This window comes from Desulfuromusa ferrireducens (assembly GCF_055389805.1).
Map to the genome: position 1 here is coordinate 4,388,054 of NZ_AP042415.1, position 15,213 is coordinate 4,403,266.

General features: G+C 51.0%; 16 protein-coding genes. 3 read left to right on the plus strand and 13 right to left on the minus strand.

Features of this window, described 5'->3' with window-relative positions:
- Positions 1 to 8 precede the first annotated feature (8 nt).
- From ACZ5PT_RS19680 to crcB, 6 genes are all read right to left on the minus strand, one after another.
- Positions 9 to 602, minus strand: coding sequence for an MlaC/ttg2D family ABC transporter substrate-binding protein (locus ACZ5PT_RS19680; protein ID WP_464264715.1), 594 nt, complete (start codon positions 600 to 602; stop codon positions 9 to 11).
- A gap of 2 nt (positions 603 to 604) precedes the next feature.
- Positions 605 to 1,480: an MlaA family lipoprotein gene (locus ACZ5PT_RS19685; RefSeq protein WP_464264716.1), complete on the minus strand. Its 876-nt coding sequence runs from the start codon at positions 1,478 to 1,480 to the stop codon at positions 605 to 607.
- 67 nt (positions 1,481 to 1,547) lie between these two features.
- A complete protein-coding gene (gene mnmM / locus ACZ5PT_RS19690) occupies positions 1,548 to 2,162 on the minus strand; it encodes a tRNA 5-(aminomethyl)-2-thiouridylate-methyltransferase MnmM (RefSeq protein WP_464264717.1) in 615 nt (204 codons plus the stop codon).
- Positions 2,159 to 2,602 (minus strand): tellurite resistance TerB family protein, encoded by a 444-nt coding sequence (locus ACZ5PT_RS19695; protein WP_464264718.1) that lies wholly within the window; start codon positions 2,600 to 2,602, stop codon positions 2,159 to 2,161. Before ACZ5PT_RS19695 ends, mnmM begins: the two co-directional genes overlap by 4 nt.
- Before the next feature lie 16 nt (positions 2,603 to 2,618).
- Positions 2,619 to 2,951, minus strand: coding sequence for a DUF190 domain-containing protein (locus ACZ5PT_RS19700; RefSeq protein WP_464264719.1), 333 nt, complete (start codon positions 2,949 to 2,951; stop codon positions 2,619 to 2,621).
- Between the two features lie 19 nt (positions 2,952 to 2,970).
- On the minus strand, positions 2,971 to 3,342 hold the full coding sequence (crcB, locus tag ACZ5PT_RS19705) for a fluoride efflux transporter CrcB (protein ID WP_464266774.1): 372 nt from the start codon (positions 3,340 to 3,342) through the stop codon (positions 2,971 to 2,973).
- Positions 3,343 to 3,573: 231 nt separating this feature from the next.
- Here crcB and ACZ5PT_RS19710 point away from each other — a divergent pair, with 231 nt between their 5' ends.
- The 3 genes from ACZ5PT_RS19710 (at position 3,574) to ACZ5PT_RS19720 (ending at position 8,609) form a co-directional block, all read left to right on the plus strand.
- Entirely contained in the window at positions 3,574 to 4,314 is a 741-nt protein-coding gene (locus ACZ5PT_RS19710; protein ID WP_464264720.1) for an outer membrane protein assembly factor BamD, read from the plus strand.
- A 341-nt stretch (positions 4,315 to 4,655) separates the two neighbouring features.
- Positions 4,656 to 6,239, plus strand: a complete 1,584-nt coding sequence (locus ACZ5PT_RS19715) for an acetyl-CoA hydrolase/transferase C-terminal domain-containing protein (protein WP_464264721.1) — start codon at positions 4,656 to 4,658, stop codon at positions 6,237 to 6,239.
- A 780-nt stretch (positions 6,240 to 7,019) separates the two neighbouring features.
- Complete coding sequence (locus tag ACZ5PT_RS19720) at positions 7,020 to 8,609, plus strand: acetyl-CoA hydrolase/transferase C-terminal domain-containing protein (protein ID WP_464264722.1); 1,590 nt, start codon at positions 7,020 to 7,022, stop codon at positions 8,607 to 8,609.
- 317 nt (positions 8,610 to 8,926) lie between these two features.
- Here the strand turns inward: ACZ5PT_RS19720 and ACZ5PT_RS19725 are convergent, their stop codons facing one another.
- From ACZ5PT_RS19725 to ACZ5PT_RS19755, 7 genes are all read right to left on the minus strand, one after another.
- Positions 8,927 to 11,923, minus strand: a complete 2,997-nt coding sequence (locus ACZ5PT_RS19725; protein WP_464264723.1) for a DUF6701 domain-containing protein — start codon at positions 11,921 to 11,923, stop codon at positions 8,927 to 8,929.
- Positions 11,920 to 12,309 (minus strand): pilus assembly PilX family protein, encoded by a 390-nt coding sequence (locus ACZ5PT_RS19730; protein WP_464264724.1) that lies wholly within the window; start codon positions 12,307 to 12,309, stop codon positions 11,920 to 11,922. Before ACZ5PT_RS19730 ends, ACZ5PT_RS19725 begins: the two co-directional genes overlap by 4 nt.
- Positions 12,306 to 13,124, minus strand: coding sequence for a prepilin-type N-terminal cleavage/methylation domain-containing protein (locus ACZ5PT_RS19735; protein WP_464264725.1), 819 nt, complete (start codon positions 13,122 to 13,124; stop codon positions 12,306 to 12,308). Before ACZ5PT_RS19735 ends, ACZ5PT_RS19730 begins: the two co-directional genes overlap by 4 nt.
- Position 13,125: 1 nt before the next feature.
- Positions 13,126 to 13,593, minus strand: coding sequence for a prepilin-type N-terminal cleavage/methylation domain-containing protein (locus tag ACZ5PT_RS19740; RefSeq protein WP_464264726.1), 468 nt, complete (start codon positions 13,591 to 13,593; stop codon positions 13,126 to 13,128).
- Complete coding sequence (locus tag ACZ5PT_RS19745; protein WP_464264727.1) at positions 13,590 to 14,036, minus strand: GspH/FimT family pseudopilin; 447 nt, start codon at positions 14,034 to 14,036, stop codon at positions 13,590 to 13,592. Before ACZ5PT_RS19745 ends, ACZ5PT_RS19740 begins: the two co-directional genes overlap by 4 nt.
- Before the next feature lie 90 nt (positions 14,037 to 14,126).
- The gene (locus tag ACZ5PT_RS19750; protein ID WP_464264728.1) at positions 14,127 to 14,576 is read right to left on the minus strand and encodes a prepilin-type N-terminal cleavage/methylation domain-containing protein; all 450 of its coding nucleotides are present in this window, start codon (positions 14,574 to 14,576) and stop codon (positions 14,127 to 14,129) included.
- 68 nt (positions 14,577 to 14,644) lie between these two features.
- A complete protein-coding gene (locus tag ACZ5PT_RS19755) occupies positions 14,645 to 15,193 on the minus strand; it encodes a prepilin-type N-terminal cleavage/methylation domain-containing protein (RefSeq protein WP_464264729.1) in 549 nt (182 codons plus the stop codon).
- Between the last annotated feature and the right edge of the window lie 20 nt (positions 15,194 to 15,213).

Sequence of the window (15,213 nt, forward strand, 5' to 3'; positions counted from 1 at the left end):
CTGAAAGCTTACTGCGAAACAGGTGCCTCCATGGAGATGACCTTCTGCTCCATCAGGGCGAACAGACCGTCGTAGCCATCCCTACGGATGATCTCGCCATAACTGGAACGGTAGTTACGTATCAGGCTGACCCCTTCGATAATCACATCAAAAACCTGCCAGGTCTCATTTTCGAGGATCATCTTGTACTGAACCGGGATAGTCAGATCTTCAGCAACGATCTTGGTATCGATAATCGCCTTGTCACCCTTGACCCGCTGCTTGAGGTATTGCACTTCGCCGCCCGAATAATCGCCGATGCGGTTCAGATAGGTTCCTTCCAGGACCCGAACAAATAGATCGGAAAAACGCTGCCGCTGCTCTTCTGTTGCCCCGAGCCAATAAGAACCGAGGGTCCGTTGCGCCATTGAGGCGACGTTGAGAAATTCCTGAACCCGACCGCTGACCTGCGCTCTTTTGTCATCTGTTGTCAAATCGGTCTGCTGCAAAACGCTCAGCACCGAAGTAATCATCGTCTCAACCTGCTCTTGCGGCTGCGGGATCGCCCAAGCGGAACCGAACATTGTCAACAACAGCAAACCGCTTAAAAATATCTTTTTCATCTCTATAACCCCAACCAGTGAAATGGATTCAACTTTTCATCATCTAAAAAAGTACCTTCGATCGACAGTATATCATAATCGACCTTGCCAACCTGTGCGGCGCGCCGCTGGGCATATGCGGCGCGGACAAACAGGTACGGATCGAGGGAATCGCGGACAATCCCTTCGTAGGTATCCCGATCGAGCGACAAGCTATTGACCACCCGAAACGACTTAACCCCCAGATACTCCAGGCTGGCCAAGCCGACGTAACTAAGGGGATCCGCCAGGGTATCAACCAGCCCACCAACGGCATCGCGGAAACTTGACGGGCCAACGATCGGCAGTACCAAGTAAAAACCATGCCCCGCACCGAAATAACCGAGGGTCTGACCGAAATCCTCTTTGACTTTCTCAAGCCCAACAATCGAACCGGCGGGATCAAACAAGCCAGCAAGGCCCACCGTAGAATTAACGATTAAACGATAAAGCTCGGTCGCAACGTCCCGGAATTTAAACTGCAATAGGGCGTTTGCCGCCCTGATCGGAGTGGAACCATTGGCAAAGGCATTGCCAACAGAGACTCTTGCCGGACGCGGCAAAATCAAACGATAACCTCTGGAAACCGGCTTCATCAGGTAAAAATAGAGTTTATCGTTAACCCAGAAAACGCTGCGATTGAAACCTTCGACCGGATCGGCAATCAGGATTTCATCAACGTTGCCCCCGCCAGAAAAATCGGTATCGAAGTCATCGGCAAAATCTTCGTCGAACTGATCATCGGTCTGCTCGGCGGGAAGAACCACCGTTGGCAGACTTGTTGCGGCCGAACCGGCAGCCTGCAACGGACTGGTAACAAATGAAAATGCCACCAGCAAAAGTAATAATTTTCTTAACATGCGTAGCCCCTCTAGACTGCCTTTTGATATTTGATAAAAAAATAAAAGTTGTAATCAAAGCTATTGACTATGAGCGTTTCTCCGCTACCGAAAGATACGGAGCATCAAGCCGATTGCAGACCTTCATCTGCAGCACATTAAACTTACTGTCATCGAGCGTGGAAAAAAAACCATCGACCGCCTGCCCCTCTTCCGCCCCCCCAGGGTGACCTGGATAAGTAACAACCGCCAAACGTCCACCTGCGAGCAGCAGTTCGCACGATTGCTGCAGAGCCATCAAGGTCGTCTGCGGCAGAGTGACAATTTGCCGATCACCACCCGGATAATAACCGAGATTAGCAATAATCACCTGCGGAGCAGCGGGCAAAAAACGGCGCAGCTGCTCGTGTCCGGCCTCGACCAAATCAACCCCGGCGGCAAGAGGAACAACCGCATCGCCCGCTTGCCACATCCGTACCGTGGCACCATGATCCAATAGTCGCTGCCGAGTACTTTGCAGCGCAGCCTGCTGGACATCAAAAGCGACGACCTGACCGGATTTCCCGACCAACCGAGTCAACATTAGCGCATCATAGCCATTCCCGGCGGTCAGGTCGACAGCTAATTGCCCCTTATCATTGTTAATTTTTTCCGCGAGCAGGTCATGGGCCCAGTCAACAACGCGGGTTAAAACTCGGCTCACTTTTTGGTGACACGCAACTTGGCGGCAATCAATTGCCGATGAGAGAGACCGATCAAAGTCCCCAGTTGCCGCATTAAGGCGTCTTCAAAATGGTCAAGTCGCCCATCAGCATAAACCAGTTCCCAGATGGCCTCGATAATCTGTTCTTTTTCCGGCTGCGTAAAAGCCTTATTGATATCTCGGGTAAACTGGTGCAGGTCACTACTGTTCACCCGGGCGTGCTCAGCCAATTCGAGCAGTTCCGCCAACATATCGTCAGCAACAGAAAAATGCTCTTTTAGTAAAGAGCCGATCAGTTGTTCTTCGTCAGCGTGGTATTCGCCATCGGTATGCGCGACTTCGAGTAACAAAACCGCGGCGGCCAGCGGAATGCGATCAACCTGCGCTGTCTGGTCTTGATTGGTCGGGGCAGCGAAAACCTGCAATAATCGTTTCAGCATCGTTCAAATTCCATTCTTATTTGGCATAACGGATAACCCGCGCTTTTTCCAGGGTGACCATCCCACCTGAAAGCATTTCATCAAGGCGGGGCAAAATCATTTCGATCTTTTCCTCAGTGTCAACGACTTCGATGACTAAAGGCAAGTCCTGGGACAAACTGAGCAGGCTGTCGGTGTGCAATACGGAGTTGGCACCGAACCCGGCGACCCCTCTAAGAACGGTTGCCCCGGCAAAACCTTCGCGACGCAACAGTTCCACTAAAGCAACATGCAATGGGCGGTTTTCCCAGCGGTCCGACTCTCCAACAAAGATCCGCATCAGGACCTGTTCACCTTCCAGGTGTCTCATCACTATTGCCTCCTTGCCACTAAAGTTGCCTTGCCACAAATACTCCGAGAAGGGCAAAGACCAGACAGAGCAAAACATTCAGGACGATATTCGCTCCGGCCTGCCAGATACTGCCTTCTTCCAGAAGCTTAAGCGTTTCGTAGGAAAAGGTCGAGAAGGTCGTAAATCCCCCCATAAAACCAACCGTCAAACCGATACGTAGTTCCGGAGAAACAAGTGTCGTGCGCAAACCGAAGGTCATCAATAAACCGAGCAGGAAAGAGCCGACGATATTGACCAGCAAGGTCCCGTAAGGAAGACTGCGTCCGACTAGCTGGTAAGTCCATCCAGAGGCTAAAAAACGGGCCACACAACCGAGTCCGCCGAAGATTCCGATATAGAGTAACTGCATAACTAAAAACCGCTCGGCAACACTATCCAGCAACAAAAACCAGCAACAAAAACCAGCGCCATTATCATGAAGCAGAAGAAAAGAGTCAATCAACAAGGTAATTTTCAACAAATCTTCCTGCATTTACCAGCACAGACATACCGCTTTGAGACTTTAATTTCCAAGAGGATTGACAAAACTTAGCAGATTCCGTAGCTTCTTGACATCTCACGTCAAAAAGGAAAGATACTAATGACCAACAGATTCCTGTTTATCATCTTGCTCACTTTATTTATGTCCGCCTGCAGTAGCCCAAAGGTTGTTCCGCGCCACTCTGCAGAAAAGTTTTTCCAAGAGGGCGAAAAGTTCTACGAGAGCAAACTCTATGATGATGCGATCGCCTCATGGGAGAAGGTACGCGATACCTACTATTCTCCTGAGTTAAATATGCTGGCGGAAATGAAAATCGCCGAAGCTTATTACCGCTCCGCGCGCTACGAAGAAGCGGCTACCGCCTACACTGACTTTCTAAAACAGCACCCAAGTGACACGCGGATTGATGATGTGATCTACCGCCTCGGCCTGAGTCACTATCAGCAGATTCTTTCTGCAGACCGGGACCAGACCAGCACCAGAAGCGCATTAGGCGTTTTTGAGGAGTTGCAGCTCCGCTTTCCTGAATATCCGCAAACCGAAGAGGTCGGCTATCTGATTCAGCGCTGCCGTAATCGTCTCGCCGAGCACGAAGTTTACGTCGGGCACTATTATCAGAAGAAGAATCATCATCAGGCAGCCATCAAGCGCCTGGAAAAAGCTCTGGCTGATTACCCTAATTACTATTACCGAGATGAAGCCTACCTTTATCTCGGCAAGGCTTATTTGCAGGCGGGACAAAAGGACAAAGCAAAAACGATCTTCAACCAACTGTTCGAACAGTTTCCAGGCAGCGAGTACCTGATTGAAGCGCAAAAGGTGTTGGCCGAAGAATACTGATAATCTGCAGGGTACACAATCAACTCAAATAAGGCCGAAGTTCTCTGTCAAGAGCTTCGGCCTTTTCATTTCCCGACCAATTCCCAAACATGTTATTTTTCACCATAAGTGTTCTTTTGTTCTTGACTTAACCGTATACGACACTATGATGAAATCACTTTTTAGATGCTATTGCTAAGATCTGCCGCAGAGAACCGCAAAAGCTTATCTTGCTGATTTCTCTACCCTTTCTACACAGACTCACGCCTTAGCATATCACCTTAATTCCTGATCGCTGCTGCAACAGCGTTTTTATAAAGTGCCCTTGGCACGCCTAAACCTTACCCACAGGAGGAGAGAGAATGTCTGAATTCGGAACGCTAGAGGATCGTGTCCATCGCAAATCCTTACTCAGTAAAAAAATGGGCGCCGAACAATGTGTCCAGTTCTTTAAAAGCGGTATGGACCTGGGATGGTCCGGATTTACCCCAGCCGGATATCCAAAAGCCGTCCCTATCGCCCTGGCCGACCACGTTGAGAAGAACAATCTGCAGGGGGAACTGAAATTCAACCTGTTTATTGGTGCCTCGGTCGGCGCTGAGACAGAAGATCGCTGGGCCAGCCTCGACATGATCGACCGTCGCTGGCCGTACCAAACCGGCAAAAACATTGCTAAAGGTATCAACGAAGGTCGCATTCGCATGGGCGACAAGCACCTGTCCCTGTTTGCCCAGGACCTCGGCTACGGTTTCTACACCCCCAAGATTGATATCGCAATTATCGAAGTTTCCGAAATACTCGAAGACGGTTCGCTGGTTCCAAGTTCATCTTGTGGTGTCATCGGCGAAATCCTGATGATCGCGGATAAAGTTATTGTCGAAGTCAACACTGGACAGCCTTCCTTCCGTGGCATGCACGATTGTATCGTCCCCCTGAAGCCGCCGAATCGCCAACCGTTTTTGATCAGCAAAGCTTCCGATCGTATTGGCACGGAATCCTTTGCCTGCGATCCAGATAAGATCATCGCCGTAGTCGAATCAAAGCTTCGCGATAAAGGTCGTGCATTTGCAGGCAGTGATGACACTTCCGACGCAATCGCTGGTCACCTCATGGAGTTCTTCGCCAATGAAGTGAAGCAGGGTCGCCTCCCCAAAAACCTGCTGCCACTGCAGTCGGGTGTTGGTTCCATCGCTAACGCCGTAGTCGGTGGTCTGGCTAAAGGTCCCTTCGAGAACCTGACCGTTTACACCGAAGTTCTGCAGGACACCATGCTTGACCTGTTTGATTCCGGCAAGCTCGACCATGCCTCGTCCTGCTCACTTTCACTTTCCGAATCTCCAGGCTTCCCACGTTTCTTTGATAACTGGGACAAGTACGCAGACAAAATCACCCTGCGCCCGTTGTCCATTGCCAATGCTCCCGAGCCAATTCGCCGGCTGGGCTGTATCGCCATGAATACCCCGGTTGAGTTTGACATGTACGCTCATGCGAACTCAACCCTGGTTGGCGGTACTCGCATGATCAACGGCCTTGGTGGTTCTGGTGACTTCCTGCGTAACGGCTACCTGAAGATTATGCACTCACCATCGGTGCGACCAAGCAAAACCGACCCGACCGGCATCACCTGTGTCGTTCCAAAAGCGCCACACGTTGACCACACTGAGCACGACCTCGACGTTCTCGTTACCGAGCAAGGGTTGGCAGATCTGCGCGGCATGGCACCAAAAGACCGGGCGCAGAAAATCATCGACAAATGCGTCCATCCTGACTATAAACCGATCATGCAGGAATATTTCGACATGGCAAAAGAAGTCTGCCTGGCGAATAAAGTCGGACACGAACCACAGCTGTTTGATCGCTGCTTTAAGATGCAACAGAACCTCGCTCAAAATGGCACGATGAAAATCAAGAACTGGGATATCAAAATCGATCTCTGCGAAGACTGATTCGCCTCATCCTAAATCAATCAAGGCCCTGCTGTTGGTTCGTCAACAGCAGGGCCTTTGTGATTACAGCGCTAAAAACTCCACCGGTGACAACTTCTCACAAAGTTCACCAATCCAACCAGCCCCTCCCTCCCTCCCTCCCTCCCTCCCTCCCTCCATCAATCATTGGCAGCAATGAACTACCAGCCTCCACATGATCAACCTTTAAAATATCAATGTTAGACAACTCGCAGATAATCACGGCAAAAACGCCTGCAAAACAGTTAAACATCACAATAAACAGGAACCCAGAATGAATGCGGCAATCAAACAAATGAAGCAAACAACACACCTAAACCAAATACAGAATAAAACACCATAACTGGTATTGATGATATATTATGTATCATATAGAGGATTTTATGTGACTCAATTACCATCCATTTCACCACTTCAGCACAGCTAATATTACTTTTAATTATCGGCATGTTGGGTTGTTTATGGGGGGCACATATTAAGGTAAATATTGTATACAATCCACAAACCAACCCTACCTTGGATATCATCTTTTCCCTTGACTTGATTTGTATACACATTATATAAAAACGCTGTTCTTTTAATAAGATTGCTCGACTTGATATGAGAGTTCAAGCAACCTCACACTACGCTCTCACACAAGACTACTTTAGAAGAAATATCAGCAAGTTAACATTCTGACAAAGGATACAAGCGCTGTACTAACAGCACTTTTAAACAGGTGCCGATGGCACCAACATTATTCCTGTCATAGGAGGAGAGAGAATGTCCGAATACGGAACACTTCAAGATCGCGTCCGTCGCCCAGCACTGCTTGACAAGGTCAAGTCTGCAGAAGAGTGTGTCCAGTTTTTCAAAACTGGTATGAACCTCGGCTGGTCCGGATTCACCCCCGCCGGTTACCCAAAGGCTGTTCCTATCGCTTTGGCCGACCACGTTGAGAAGAATAATCTGCAAGGCGAGCTGAAATTCAACCTGTTTATCGGTGCCTCCGTTGGTGCGGAGACTGAAGACCGCTGGGCAACTCTCGACATGATCGATCGTCGCTGGCCTTACCAGACCGGCAAGAACATTGCCAAGGGCATCAACGAAGGTCGCATCCGCATGGGCGACAAGCACCTTTCGCTGTTTGCTCAGGATCTCGGCTACGGTTTCTACACCGAAAATGGCCGTATCGACGTGGCCATCATCGAAGTTTCGGCTATTACTGAAAATGGCGAACTCGTCCCGACCTCATCTTGTGGTGTTATCCCCGAGCTGCTGATGGTTGCCGACAAGATCATCATCGAAGTCAACACCGGACAGCCGTCCTTCGAAGGCATGCACGACATGGTCACCTGTCTGACCCCACCGAATCGTCAAATTCTGCCGATCACTCACGCTGGTGAGCGCATCGGTAGCACCTCGATTCCTTGTGACAATGACAAGATCATCGCCATCGTTGAGTCGAAAGCCCGCGATAAAGGTCGCGCCTTCACCGACAGCGATGCAACTTCCGAAGCAATCGCCAGCCACATCATGGATTTCTTCGCTAACGAAGTTAAGCAGGGCCGTCTGCCGAAAAACCTGCTGCCACTGCAGTCGGGCGTCGGTTCCATCGCTAACGCCGTTGTAGGTGGTCTGGCTAAAGGTCCTTTCGAGAACCTGACTGTCTACACCGAGGTTCTGCAGGACACCATGCTCGACCTGTTCGATTCCGGCAAGCTTGACCATGCATCTTCCTGCTCCCTGTCGCTCTCCGAGACTCCGGGCTTCCCGCGTTTCTTCGACAACTGGGACAAGTATGCAGACAAGATCACCCTGCGCCCGCTGGCCATCTCCAATGCTCCTGAGCCGATCCGTCGTCTCGGTTGTATCGCCATGAACACCCCGGTTGAATTTGACATGTACGCACATGCCAACTCGACGCTGGTCGGCGGTACCCGCATGATCAACGGTCTCGGTGGTTCCGGTGACTTCTTGCGTAACGGCTTCCTGAAGATCATGCACAGCCCATCGGCTCGCCCAAGCAAAACCGATCCGACCGGTATCACCTGCGTGGTTCCAAAAGCACCGCATATCGACCACACCGAGCACGACCTCGACGTACTCGTTACCGAGCAGGGTCTTGCCGACTTGCGTGGTCTGGCACCTAAGGACCGTGCACAATTGATCATCGACAAGTGTGCTCACCCAGATTACAAGCCAATCTTGCAAGACTACTTCAACATGGCAAAAGAAGTTTGTCTGGCCAAAGGTATCGGTCACGAGCCTCAGCTCTTCGACCGTTGCTTCAAGATGCAGCAGAACCTGGCTACAAACGGCACCATGAAGGTCAAGAACTGGGACATCAAGATCGATCTCTGCGAAGACTAGAGATTTAAAAGTTCAAAGTTGCAATAAAATGGCCCCACCGGATTTCCGGTGGGGCCTTCTTTTTTGAATACACTACCAACCACAGAGATAACCCGTAGGGGCGACCTACAGGTCGCCCGACCACATTCGGCAAACGCGGGCGACCCATGGGTCGCCCCTACAGATCCAACCTAACGATACCCTACGATCGAGCGTCAGCAGTGCCGTAGATCCAAGGCGCAGTGCAGATTTGCCCCGCAGGTGTAGCGAAAGCTACATCGAGGAGCAAAATCAAGCTGGAACTCTGGAGATGTGGTGCAAATGGGGCTCGTTTCCACTTACTGGACCGATTCGCGCATATAGATCAACCGCTCATTACCCTTATAAATACCGAATGTTGCCTTGCCGGTCAGGTTCTGCGCTGCCCCTAAACTGTCCAGCGGCTTCAACCAGTCAATTCCAGCCATGTCCAGATCGTAGAGTAATCCAACGCTGCCAGAATCACCCGTAGTTGGCACGGCCAATTGGAAATCTTCTCCCACACCACTCAAAAAGGTGTTGTTCAGCGGATCAATATCCGCTGCGGAAGTTTCAACAGCAGACAAGTCATCCACTTCACCATCATTGATTGACAGGCTACCGAGAGTGTAACTTGTGCAACTGTCCTGATTGTTAATCACAAAGCTGGTGCCATTGAAGTACTCGGTGTTGAACGTCAATGTCAACGGCAAGGTCTCTGGTCCATAAGCATTTTGCAAAGCCAACTGCCCATAACGAATCCCTACCCCTGACGGAGCAAAAGACTGCGGCAGGTCGGTAGCAGCGACACCATCTGAATCAGCGACCGCATTCACCAAAAGCTGAACATCGCTGACAAAACCGGCGACCTGCGCATAGAGATCGCGTGTGTAAGTGAACTGATCGGTTTTAAGTTTAAAGGTCACGGTTCCATCGTCATTGGCCGTCAGATCGGGATCGGGCACCCAGGTCAATGCCAACGGAGTTGTTCCATCAACCTGCTTGTTGCTGCTGTCGGCGGCCACCGCTGGCATATTGACCATCGTAGGGTCATCCAGTTTGGCGAAGTCATCACGGTAATTAACCGTTGTCTGCGTAGGGACAAGCAGGCGCTTTGCGCTGATCAGCATTTCAGGATAATCGGAGGAGTCATAGCCAAAACTCTGTCCACTGTAAGTAAAGCCGGTGCAGGCATTCCCCAAGGTTCCGTCGGAAACAATCGACGTGACAAAATGATCCGGGGTAAAACGTCCGATATTGGCAGAAGTGGCTACCGGCAGGGCCGAACCGAAATAGGTCGGCGGCGTGGCACTGAAAGTAAAGACTCCAACCTCGGAAACGGTCTGATTAGCAATAACGTGTTCGCCATTATCAGCGGCGACCATATCGATGGTTGAAACACCGATGGAGCCAGCGATGCCTGCCGCAGGAGCGACTAAATTATGGGTAACGGGAATGTTGTTCAAAATAAAATTCTGCGTTGTCGAATTGCCGCTGCAAAGGTCCGTATCGCCGCTTGACTCCCAACAGACAGCCTTCACCTTAAGATTAAAGTCCTGATCAACTTTGGTAAATTCTGTGCAACTGGCATCACCCGAGACACACGCGGAATCTGCATCATCAGAATAAACGCAGAAGCCAACCGGGCGGACAATAAAGCTATCGTTACCGAGCATCACCAGGCCTGCTTCTTCAGCCCCTACACCATCGTAGCGGGCATCGAGTCGCAGTTGACCGGCATCCGAATAACTGGCGGTAAAATTGGCGGTGGCGGTCGCATCAAAATTGAGTAAAATTCCGCTACCGGGACTTGCAGTCGAAATATTCGTTCCGCTTAGGGAAACCTGCTCGGAGCCACTGGCAGGATTGCTATAACTACTCCAGAAGTTAACGGCCTTGTTACTGTTGGCAAACCCGCCGTCAGCAACACAAGTTTGTGCAGTCACATCGGCCCTGACAGCCTGAATAGAAACTGCTGCGGAAGCCTGGCAAGACGTCAGATCCGGCACATCAAAAATAAAACCCGACTCATGAAAGGCAAGATTACAATCCCCCTCAACACCCGATTTAAAGCATTTGATGCCATTGGTTGGTGTCGGGCTGGGACTGGTAATTCCTAGCGCCAGTGTTTCCGGAATCGCCTGCCGCAACTGCACGGTCGTATGCCCGGTGCTGAAGGTATAGGTATCGCCACTGAGCCAACTGCGAGATGCAGCGGATACGGGAGACATGGTCACCGTCACCGGACAGAGGTATTCACTGCTGCAGGTCGCATCGTCACAGGCGCGGATAACAATATCGGAACGCTGACAGGTCAATCCTGCCCCGGTGTGCTCAATCCGAATGTGATCGAGGGTACCGCCATCGTTAATCGTACCGATGGCAAAATGGTTGCGAATGACCACCGGATAAGCCACCCCGGTTGGATTCAGGATCCGCACCCAGAAATCGAGTGCCGAGCCTCCCCCACCGCAACCGCCTCCGCTGCCAAGGGTCGGCACATCAAAGGTCGCCGAAGCGGCATTGGCGGGAATGGTCACGGTTCCAGATACTGCCGTGTAATCGGTCCCGGCGATTGCCGAATCATCGATGCTGCGGTATTCGATCTGAATGCTGTAGGGCTTGGTGGTTGGATTGCCAAATTCATCGTAAACCGACAGCGTAAAGGTCGCGGTATCGCCACGATTGACACTGACATTTTCTATGTCGACCCGCGCAATCGGGCCGTCATCCGGTCCAGTGGTGACATCATTGGTGGCCTCACCAGTGTTATAAACAGATCCTCCAGGGCCAGAGACAGACCATTCTCCTGTACCATCTGGCAGACGGCTCAAGGTATGGGTATTGGATGCCTCAACAGTGGTGCCAAAATCAAAGGGACATCCCGACGCCTGGCTCTCTTGTGCGTAATAGCGGCCAACCGACAGATAATCGATGGCATTGCCACTGCCATCCTTAAGGATGATATCCGCCCCTTTATTAAAATCGAGTTGCTTCTGCGCAATGTCGCTAACCAGCAGATACGGCAGGGTCACCGACGCCGAGGAAACATTATAGGTAGTGCAGTTTAAAGTATCTTTCCCCTGTATTTGCTGCGTACTACAAACGCCGATGGTCCAGGTATTGTAGATAATGCTGCTGATGTTGGAATCGAGCAGCTTAACCTCAACAAAGCCCACGTTATTCTTTTTGCTCGCTTCATTGAGTGTTGCTCGACCGATATATCCAGAGCACCCCGCCCAGGCCACTGGAGCAATAAAGCCCACCAAGAGGAAAGTCAGCAAACCGAGCAGGATCAAGCGTGAAAATCTCATCATGGCAATTTGACCTTTGCCTCTACGCGCCTTTGAACATAATCCGGCTGGCCATATGTTCCGTAACTGGCCGTCGAACCTATCCGGTAGACTTTATAGCTGGTCCCTTCAGTAAAATCGGCACTCGCGCATTCAATCGCGACCGAAAACCCCTCAATCGTGATGTTAGTATCTGCACAAGAAGTGTTCGCGCGCGCGGCACCCCACTCCAACCCGCTGCACGCAGCTTGGTAAGCGCGTGCCCCCTGCAGAGCAAAAATGCTGGTTGAACTTTGTACGCCGCTTAAGCGCATCATCGCCACCCCTAGCAGCGCCATAACGACGAGGATAAAGATCGCCTGCACCAGGGTAAAGCCGGCCTGATTTGTCAGTGGTCGAAATATTTTCATGGCGCATTCACCACATGAACCTGCTGCAACAGGTTAATCGTTTCATCAGCCTCGGTTAAACTCAGCCGCAAAGTAATCAACCCAGCCCGATGGCTGGCTCCCGCGTCATAGCTAAAGTTACAACTGTCCACCCCACGAGTCACCAAAGCCTTATTGCCACCGCTGGGAGGTGTTGCTTGCGATACAGACTTGGTATAACCACTGTAGCGATAGAGATCATTCCCCTCGCAGGCATAGGTTACCGGACCGTCGACCAGAAAAAACCGCTGATAGGGCGAACTGTTGGCAAAATTGAAAGCGGCCGAAAGAACCATGTGACTGACCGTACTGGCAGCAGCAACAGTGGCAACATTATCCGCCGGAGATCGGTAGGCATTGCCCGTTGCTGCGCTGGCGGAGATATTATAGATTACCAGCTCATCTCCCGCAGTCGGCACCGCCCGTAAATCCCCCAACACATCGAAGCTACTATCGGCACTACTGAAATCAAGGACATCGTCTGCCCCCACCGCTGCGTGAGCCCGGTAACGACCGCCATCATTGGTATGCAACAGCTCAAGATATTGCTTGCTCCCATCGACACGGACACTGTTCGGCAGCGCCTGACGAACATCACGCTGCATCCTGCGCAGCGCCATTTCGGCCTGATCGACCAGCCGGGTGCGGCGCGACAGGTCGATATAGCCGGTCACCGGTTTAACAATCAGCGAGCCACCGATAGCGGCGATGATCCCTGAAATCACAATTACCACGACCAGTTCAATCAGGGTGAACGCACGGTTATTTGCCAACCTGTTTTTCTGTAGCATCGGCATCTCAGTAATCCGCCCGGTAACCGGTCAGCGTGAGCGTCTCGCCGGCCGGGTCGGTAACGGTGACATCGATTTTCAAGCCATCAATGCCAGGGGAGCCAAAGAGCGCCGGGGTTGCAGTGACAGCAACATCGACCGCGTAATTCGAAATTGTAGCACCAACCTGACCAACGGCATCGGCATCGGAATGACCGGCGTAATCACAAACGTTATCAAACAAAGCACGACTCCCCTCGTTCGCAGGGCATAGCGCGCTATCGTCGGGATCAAGATAAGCCTTCAGGGTGATTTCTTCCATGTAGGCTTCGGCAATGGCTATCGCCTGGTGGCGCAACATCGGATCGGCAGAATGGCTGGTTGTGTAATTCATCACCATCAGCACACCGCCCAGGGCGATGGAGATGACAATCATCGCCACAATTAACTCAATCAGGGTCACCCCCGCCTGACTCTTCAGTAACCATCTTATCATGGCGCATCCACGTAGCCGGTTTCGGAGACAACGGTAAAGGTCTCACTGCCGCCAAGGGTAATAGTCACGCCACTGGAACAGCGGCCCATGGCATCAAAAATAAAACTACTCGGAGAGGAACTAAGACTGACCGCCACACTGTTACCGCTTATCGGATGGTCTGTCAGGGCAATAAAAGTGCTGCTGGTACAATCGGGGAAAGGTCGCTGCAAGGTGTAACTGTTGGCTGTCGTCGTCACTTGCACATTGCAACCGCTGGCGACGGCGAACTTCTGCGCATAACGCACAGCGCCAGCGACTTCGTCATAAGCGGCACGGGTGCGGAAGCTGTCCAGATCAAAAAAGCGCGGCAAGGCAACGGCGGCCAGAATACCCAGCAGCAGGATCACCACCACGAGTTCGATCAGAGTAAAACCGGCATTTAATGACTGACGCTGGAACATATTGTTACCCAAACAAACAAAAGCGGGGCCGCACTGCAGGCCCCGCTTAGCGGTAAATCAATCCTCTAAATACGAGGTGTGGTTATTATATCACTGACAACCTGCGGTTAGCGATGAAGAACTAGCCCCCGTTACGACTGTTCCTGAAATAGTTGCCGCAGTATAGATCACCGAACAAGTTGCTGGAATCGGAGCACCTTCCAAGTAGAAAGCACCAACAGCTGTTGAGACATCATAACCATCGGCAGTCACAGCAAGTACAATACCGGTGGCCGACTTAGCAGGGTAGCCATAAACAAGATCAACAGTAACTCCCTCCATCGTGATTGATCCAGTCGCGCTAGTTTGCCCCTTCACAAGAGCTTGTGCATGAGCCAAAGCTGTCGCACTGCGAACGGCACCAAGCATGCCGCCAACAGCAGATTCCCGAGCATCAACCTGCATATCTATGAATTTCGGCACCGCAACGGCTGCTAAAATTCCCAGTATAACGATAACTACAACCAGTTCAATCAGGGTAAAACCTTTTTCATTGCGCATGTTCAAGCTCCTTTGTTTCGATCCAGCAGTGAAAAACACCCGTAAACAATGATGTCTTTTCGTTTTTTTTAATCTGAACTTTTCCGCCAACGGTATGGCTCTATCGAGCGCAACGACAAACCTGACAGATAAGTTTTCTTTTCTTCACCAACCTTCTTATCGGAATAGACCGGGTAAATCTTAAATCTGGTCCGCGCCGGCTTTAATTCACTTTCAAAATAGCGCTGATTGATCACCAGATAGATCAACGCGTTGCTATCGGTGTCGAAATACCAGCTACCCTGCTCTATCTCTGCGGGTTCTTTATGACTGACAATACCGATATAGTTTTTCGGCTTTTCCGCTAACAAATCCATCGGGTTACTATTAACCAACTGCTGCAAACCGGCCATGTCTCCGGCCAAAAAGTGCTCCGCAACCTGCATCCCGACGGCACTTTGCATCACACCCAAATCATGCTGTAGCGAAGTTCGCTCGACATCGACCAATAGTTTACGATAGTGGTGAAGAGCAACCACCAGTAAAATACTAATAATGACAATAACGATCAACAGCTCAAGAAAGGTATAACCTCGCTCACTCGAAACCTGTTTGAGCTCACCAAGATTAGCGCCCACTTACGAAGTATCCCCCATCA

Bases quoted from the DNA above. Each gene is read 5' to 3' on its own strand.
- ACZ5PT_RS19680 (WP_464264715.1), bottom strand. From the start codon at position 602: ATGAAAAAGATATTTTTAAGCGGTTTGCTGTTGTTGACAATGTTCGGT.
- ACZ5PT_RS19685 (WP_464264716.1), bottom strand. From the start codon at position 1,480: ATGTTAAGAAAATTATTACTTTTGCTGGTGGCATTTTCATTTGTTACC.
- ACZ5PT_RS19695 (WP_464264718.1), bottom strand. From the start codon at position 2,602: ATGCTGAAACGATTATTGCAGGTTTTCGCTGCCCCGACCAATCAAGAC.
- ACZ5PT_RS19700 (WP_464264719.1), bottom strand. From the start codon at position 2,951: ATGAGACACCTGGAAGGTGAACAGGTCCTGATGCGGATCTTTGTTGGA.
- crcB (WP_464266774.1), bottom strand. From the start codon at position 3,342: ATGCAGTTACTCTATATCGGAATCTTCGGCGGACTCGGTTGTGTGGCC.
- ACZ5PT_RS19710 (WP_464264720.1), top strand. From the start codon at position 3,574: ATGACCAACAGATTCCTGTTTATCATCTTGCTCACTTTATTTATGTCC.
- ACZ5PT_RS19715 (WP_464264721.1), top strand. From the start codon at position 4,656: ATGTCTGAATTCGGAACGCTAGAGGATCGTGTCCATCGCAAATCCTTA.
- ACZ5PT_RS19720 (WP_464264722.1), top strand. From the start codon at position 7,020: ATGTCCGAATACGGAACACTTCAAGATCGCGTCCGTCGCCCAGCACTG.
- ACZ5PT_RS19725 (WP_464264723.1), bottom strand. From the start codon at position 11,923: ATGATGAGATTTTCACGCTTGATCCTGCTCGGTTTGCTGACTTTCCTC.
- ACZ5PT_RS19730 (WP_464264724.1), bottom strand. From the start codon at position 12,309: ATGAAAATATTTCGACCACTGACAAATCAGGCCGGCTTTACCCTGGTG.
- ACZ5PT_RS19735 (WP_464264725.1), bottom strand. From the start codon at position 13,124: ATGCCGATGCTACAGAAAAACAGGTTGGCAAATAACCGTGCGTTCACC.
- ACZ5PT_RS19740 (WP_464264726.1), bottom strand. From the start codon at position 13,593: ATGATAAGATGGTTACTGAAGAGTCAGGCGGGGGTGACCCTGATTGAG.
- ACZ5PT_RS19745 (WP_464264727.1), bottom strand. From the start codon at position 14,036: ATGTTCCAGCGTCAGTCATTAAATGCCGGTTTTACTCTGATCGAACTC.
- ACZ5PT_RS19750 (WP_464264728.1), bottom strand. From the start codon at position 14,576: ATGCGCAATGAAAAAGGTTTTACCCTGATTGAACTGGTTGTAGTTATC.